Raw genomic sequence first — 5,166 nt, forward strand, 5'->3', positions numbered from 1 at the left:
GTTCATCGCCTACGCCCCGAGAGTTCCCCTGAACGGCGCAGCGGCACGGGCGCGGCCGTGAGGGGTCCCCTGAGTGTGGGCCGTGAAGGGTCCCTTCACAGTCGATACGACTGTGAAGGGACCCTTCACGGCTTTCACGGGTCGCCGAAAGGCAGGTCAGGGGTGCCAGCGCAGGAGGGGCAGGCCGGAGCGGGTGCGGATCTCCAGTGCCTGGATGTCGTCGGCGGGCAGGGCCGTGTCGAGCGACAGTTTCGCGATGCGCTCCGGGTCGGCCCACCAGGTGGCGAGCTGGGCCTCGGTGCCGTCCCGCCGGACCGCGACCAGCAGGTAGTCGGCGCCGCGGCCTGCCCCGTGGTACTGGCACGACAGGTCCACCCGTGAACCGCCGGAGACCGCCGCAACCGCCGCCGTGGCCTGGACCGGGAACGCGCCGAGCGGGGTCATGGCGGCCCCGGAGGACCCGCCGTCGCCCGGCGGCAGCAGGATCGCCACCAGGACCACCGCGGCCGCCACGAGGCCGACGCCGCCGGTCACCAGGGTCCGGCGCAGCCGCAGGCGCCGCACGCGGCGCAGGACCGAGGGCAGCAGCCCCGCGGGCGGCTGCTCCCCCACCGGTTCCGGCGTGACCTGCGCCAGCAGCCCGGGCAGTCCCGCCAGTTCCCGGACCGAACGGGCGCAGTCCGCGCAGCCGTCCAGATGCTCCTCGAAGGCCGCGCGGTCGGCCGGTGACAGTGCCCCGAGCACATAGGCCGCGTCGTAGGTCCGGAACGGATCGGCCCGGCCGGTCACGGGGTCACCCCCCGTTCCTCCAGTGCCAGCCGCAGTGCCCGCAGGGCGTAGTGCGTCCTGGACTTCACCGTCCCGGCCGGGACTCCCAGCCGCTGGGCCGCCTCGGCCACCGAATAGCCCTGGAAGAAGCACAGGCCCAGCACCTCACGGTGGGCAGGTGAGAGCGCACCGAGCGCCTCGGCGACGAGCCAGCCCTGCAGGGCGCGCTCGGTGTCGTCCGGCAACGGCAGTTCCGGCGGCGCGTCCGTGCTCACCTCCGCCCGGGACGCGGCCGAGCGCCAGCCGTCGATCGCGATCCGCCGCGCAACGGTGAACAGCCAGGCTCGGGCCGAACCCTGGGACTGGTCGAGCACCCGCGGGTGTTTCCAGGCACGCAGCAGGGTCTCCTGGACGAGGTCTTCGGCGCGGGCGCGGTCCCCGCCTGTCAGACGGAGCGCGTAGGACCACAGGGCCGCCGCGTGCTCGTCGTGCAGCGTCCGCATCAACTGGTCTTCCGCGGTCTCCTTCATGTCCGGCGAGCCCCCGCTCGCCTCTGGACGGCCAGCAGTGCGAGGCCGAACACGACACAGCCCGCCTCGGTCACCACGCCCCAGACCTCGGCCGCCGTGCGGAACTCCTCGTGCACCCCGAGCAGGCCGTTCGGCGTCAGCGAAACGAGGTACGCACCCAGGGTGGCGGCACCGAAGCCGATCGCGGCCAGCACCGGCAGCCAGTGCCGCCACAACAGGACCGCCACCGCGATCACCACCCCGGCCACCGCGTTGACCAGGAACAACGGGCCGACCGTGGGGATATCGGCAAAGCCCTCACGCGACCACAGGTGGTAATGGACCCAGGCCGAGCCGAGCAGGCCCAGCACCACCAGAACCCGCAGCGCCCACGCCACCTCGGCCTCCCTCTCTCGCCCGCAACCCTCCCACCGTTGCTCACGAAGAGCGACTCGATCCGGTTCAATCCCGGCCGGATCGAACCGCGTGGCACCCTGTTTCGTGTCCGTGGACATGACTGCTGAACTTCCCACCCGGCGCACCGTCATGACCACCGGAGCGGCCGTCGCCGGTGCCGCCGCGCTCGCGGCCTGCGGCTCGGGCACTTCGAACACCCCCGTCACCTCGGGCGGCTCGGCCCCGGCACCGGCGGGTACCGCCGTGGCATCGCTGTCCGACATCCCGGTGGGCCAGGCCAAGTCGGTCACCATCGACGGGCAGGCAGCCGTCGTCGCCCGCCCGACGGACACCACCGCCGTCTGCTTCAGCGCCATCTGCACCCATCAGGGCTGCACCGTCAAACCCAGCGGGGACAAGCTCGACTGCCCGTGTCACGGCTCGGTCTTCAACGCGATGACCGGCGCGGTCGAACACGGCCCGGCCCGCAGGCCGCTGCCCGCCATCCCGGTCAAGGTCGACGGCGGCAAGGTCGTCACCGCGTGACGTCCGGGCCCGCACCGGGTGGTTCCGGTGCGGGCCCGGACATCCCTACCCCCAGACGAACAGCCGATCACCGGCGACGGCCTCGCCGCCGGTGAGCATCTCCGACAGCGCGGTCTCCGCCGCGTCGAGCGCCACCACCGGCACCACGGCCGAATAGCCCGCCGCGCGCACCGAATCCGGGTTCCAGCCGATCAGCGGCTGGCCCGCCCGCACCGACTCGCCCTGGACCACGTGCGGGGTGAATCCCTCGCCCTTCTGCTTGACCGTGTCGATGCCCAGGTGCACCAGCACCCCCCTGCCGTCCGCCCCGGCGATGACGAACGCGTGCGGGTGCAGCGTGACCACCGTGCCGTCGATCGGGGCGAGCGCCTCCTGCGGGCCGCCCTCGGGCTCGATCGCCACGCCCGGGCCGACCAGCCGCTGGGCGAACACCGGGTCCGGCACGTCGCCCATCGCCACCACCTTGCCCGCCACCGGGCTCGCCACCCCGGTGCTCACAGCAGGTCCTGGATGTCGCTCGCGATGGTGTCGGCCTCCGGTCCCACCACGACCTGGACCACCGCCCCCATCTTCATCACCCCGAGCGCGCCTGCCTTCTTCAGCGCGGCCTCGTCCACCGCGGAACCGTCCTGAAGTTCGCACCTCAGCCGCGTGATGCAGCCTTCGATGTCGATGACGTTCCCGGCACCGCCGAGCGCGGCGAGAATTTTCTGCGGCCTTTCGTCTGCCACGACGGCCTCCCTTCCTGCTGGTCCGAACACGAACCCGTAACGGCGGTTGACACCCCGACGGGCGGCGGAGCATCCTGCCCCATCAAGAAATGGTCTAGACCGGAACGTACCAATCTTCGGCGACGGGGGCGAGCCCCCGAAACCGAGCCGGAATCAACGGGGGTGGCGAACTGGCCGCGTCTGAGGTCACCACCGGGAAGGTGGTCGACGGCCCGGTGCCCAAACACGCGCAGCTGCGGGAAATCCTGCGCCGCGCGATCGACCGCGAACTGCCGCCCGGCTCCCCCATCCCCTCGGAACGGGAACTCGCGCAGCGCTACCGGGTCTCCCGGCTCACCGTCCGCTCGGCGATCGGGAAGCTCGTCGACGAGGGGGTGCTCACCCGGGTCCGCGGCAAGGGGACCTTCACCGTCTCGCGCCGGATGGATCTGCAGCTCTACCTCATGTCGTTCACCGGCGACATGCGGCGCCGGGGGCTCGTAGCCAGCACCGACGTGCTGCACCGGGGCGAGGAGGTCCCGCCGCCGTCCACCGCGCGGGCGCTCGCGCTCGCGCCGGAACAGCCCGCCTACCGTCTGGTCCGCCTGCGCCGCGCGGACGGCATTCCGCTGGCGCTCGAGCGCGGCTGGTACCACCCGGGCCACCTGCCCGGCCTGCTCGACCTCGACCTCACCGGGTCGCTGTACGAGCTCCTCGCCCACCATCACGACCTCCGCTTCGACGACGCCAGGCAGACCGTCTGGGCCGAGGCGGCGGACCGGGACACCGCGCGGCTGCTCGGCATCCGCCCCGGTGACCCGCTCCTGGTCTTCCGCCGGATCTCCACCACGCGGGGAGCGCCGGTCGAGGACATCACCTCCTGGTACCGGGGCGACCGGTACCAGGTGACCGTGCAACTGGACCGGAAAGTCCCCGCCGAACACGGAGGTATGCCGTGAGTACCACCACCGCGGAAGGAACGAAGGGCAAGGGCAAAGGCGTCGCCGGGTTGCAGCGCTTCGGCCGCAGCCTGATGCTGCCGATCGCCACGCTGCCCGCCGCCGGCCTGCTGAGCAGGCTCGGCCAGGACGACATGCTGGGCCGGTGGGACGCCACCAAGAAGGTCGCGGCCGTGCTGGCCGCGGCGGGCGGCGGGCTGTTCGACTGGCTGCCGCTGCTGTTCGCCGTGGGCATCGCGGTCGGCTTCGCCCGCAAGGGCGACGGCTCCACCGGCGTCGCCGCGGTCGTCGGCTTCGTGGTGTTCAACAAGGTCGTGCAGGTGTTCGCGCCGATCAGCGGGCTGCAGGGCTTCAAGGAGGGCTGGTACCTGCAGCCGATCAAATGGCCCTACAGCGTGCTGGGCGGCATCGTCGTCGGCCTGGTCACCGCGGTGCTGTGGCAGCGCTTCCACCGGGTGAAGCTCCCGCCCTACCTCGCCTTCTTCGGCGGACGGCGGTTCGTGCCGATCATCAACTCCGCGGTGCTGCTGCTCCTCGGCGTGGTGTTCGGCCTGATCTTCCCGGCGGTGGACAGCGCCATCAACCACCTCGGCGACGCGGTGACCGGCAACGCCATCGCGGGCGGCGGCGGGTACGGACTGCTCAACCGGCTGCTGCTGCCGGTCGGCCTGCACCAGCTGATCAACGTCCCGGTGTGGTTCATCTTCAAGGGCGGTGACATCACCAACTTCTTCGCCGGGGACCCGAACGCGGGCGCCTTCACCACGGGCTTCTTCCCGATCTTCATGTTCGCCCTGCCCGCCGCGGCACTGGCGATCTGGAAGACGGCCCGCCCCGAGCAGAAGAAGGTGGTCGGCGGCATCATGATCGCCGCCGCGTTCACCTCGTTCCTCACCGGCGTGACCGAGCCGATCGAGTTCGCGTTCATGTTCGTGGCCTGGCCGCTCTACCTCGCGCACGCGGTGCTCACCGGCGTCTCGCTGGCGGTGTGCAACGCGCTGGGCATCCACCTCGGGTTCTCCTTCTCCGCGGGGGCGATCGACTTCGCGCTCAACTCGGGGGCGACCGCGGCGAGCAAGGCGTGGCTGCTGATCCCGATCGGCCTGGTCTACGCGGTGATCTACTACTTCGGGTTCAAGTGGGCGATCACGAAGTGGAACCTGCGCACGCCCGGCCGTGAGGACGAAGGCGGCGACGCGGGCGATACTTCCGCCTGACGGTCGCGTGAGTGTTGGCCGTGAAGGGTCCCTTCACAGTCGATTCGACTGTGAAGGGACC

At 71.4% G+C, this 5,166-nt stretch carries 8 protein-coding genes; 3 read left to right on the top strand and 5 right to left on the bottom strand.

Features of this window, described 5'->3' with window-relative positions; all coding sequences use genetic code 11:
- Positions 1–156: 156 nt before the first annotated feature.
- From FNH05_RS31775 to FNH05_RS31785, 3 genes are read right to left on the bottom strand one after another with little or no spacing between them, the layout of a single operon-like run.
- Entirely contained in the window at positions 157–789 is a 633-nt protein-coding gene (locus tag FNH05_RS31775) for an anti-sigma factor family protein (RefSeq protein WP_144592540.1), read from the bottom strand.
- Positions 786–1,298, bottom strand: coding sequence for a sigma-70 family RNA polymerase sigma factor (locus FNH05_RS31780; RefSeq protein WP_144592541.1), 513 nt, complete (start codon positions 1,296–1,298; stop codon positions 786–788). Before FNH05_RS31780 ends, FNH05_RS31775 begins: the two co-directional genes overlap by 4 nt.
- Positions 1,295–1,675 (bottom strand): hypothetical protein, encoded by a 381-nt coding sequence (locus FNH05_RS31785; protein WP_144592542.1) that lies wholly within the window; start codon positions 1,673–1,675, stop codon positions 1,295–1,297. Before FNH05_RS31785 ends, FNH05_RS31780 begins: the two co-directional genes overlap by 4 nt.
- Positions 1,676–1,790: 115 nt before the next feature.
- On the opposite strand from FNH05_RS31785, the gene FNH05_RS31790 reads away from it, so the two are divergent.
- The gene (locus tag FNH05_RS31790) at positions 1,791–2,219 is read left to right on the top strand and encodes a Rieske (2Fe-2S) protein (protein ID WP_144592543.1); all 429 of its coding nucleotides are present in this window, start codon (positions 1,791–1,793) and stop codon (positions 2,217–2,219) included.
- A gap of 45 nt (positions 2,220–2,264) precedes the next feature.
- Here FNH05_RS31790 and FNH05_RS31795 read toward each other — a convergent pair whose 3' ends face one another.
- Together FNH05_RS31795 and FNH05_RS31800 are read right to left on the bottom strand one after the other, a co-directional pair.
- Positions 2,265–2,717 carry a PTS sugar transporter subunit IIA gene (locus FNH05_RS31795; RefSeq protein WP_144592544.1) on the bottom strand — a complete coding sequence of 151 codons (453 nt, stop codon included), beginning with the start codon at positions 2,715–2,717 and terminating at the stop codon, positions 2,265–2,267.
- The gene (locus tag FNH05_RS31800; protein ID WP_144592545.1) at positions 2,714–2,950 is read right to left on the bottom strand and encodes a PTS sugar transporter subunit IIB; all 237 of its coding nucleotides are present in this window, start codon (positions 2,948–2,950) and stop codon (positions 2,714–2,716) included. The genes FNH05_RS31795 and FNH05_RS31800 overlap by 4 nt, the downstream gene beginning before the upstream one ends.
- A gap of 170 nt (positions 2,951–3,120) precedes the next feature.
- Here FNH05_RS31800 and FNH05_RS31805 point away from each other — a divergent pair, with 170 nt between their 5' ends.
- Both FNH05_RS31805 and FNH05_RS31810 read left to right on the top strand, forming a co-directional pair.
- Entirely contained in the window at positions 3,121–3,888 is a 768-nt protein-coding gene (locus FNH05_RS31805) for a GntR family transcriptional regulator (RefSeq protein WP_144592546.1), read from the top strand.
- Positions 3,885–5,105, top strand: coding sequence for a PTS transporter subunit EIIC (locus tag FNH05_RS31810; protein ID WP_144592547.1), 1,221 nt, complete (start codon positions 3,885–3,887; stop codon positions 5,103–5,105). Before FNH05_RS31805 ends, FNH05_RS31810 begins: the two co-directional genes overlap by 4 nt.
- The last annotated feature ends 61 nt before the right edge of the window (positions 5,106–5,166 follow it).

This window comes from Amycolatopsis rhizosphaerae, assembly GCF_007713715.1.
Lineage (GTDB): Bacteria > Actinomycetota > Actinomycetes > Mycobacteriales > Pseudonocardiaceae > Amycolatopsis_E > Amycolatopsis_E rhizosphaerae.

Bases quoted from the DNA above. Each gene is read 5' to 3' on its own strand.
- FNH05_RS31780 (WP_144592541.1), bottom strand. From the start codon at position 1,298: ATGAAGGAGACCGCGGAAGACCAGTTGATGCGGACGCTGCACGACGAG.
- FNH05_RS31790 (WP_144592543.1), top strand. From the start codon at position 1,791: ATGACTGCTGAACTTCCCACCCGGCGCACCGTCATGACCACCGGAGCG.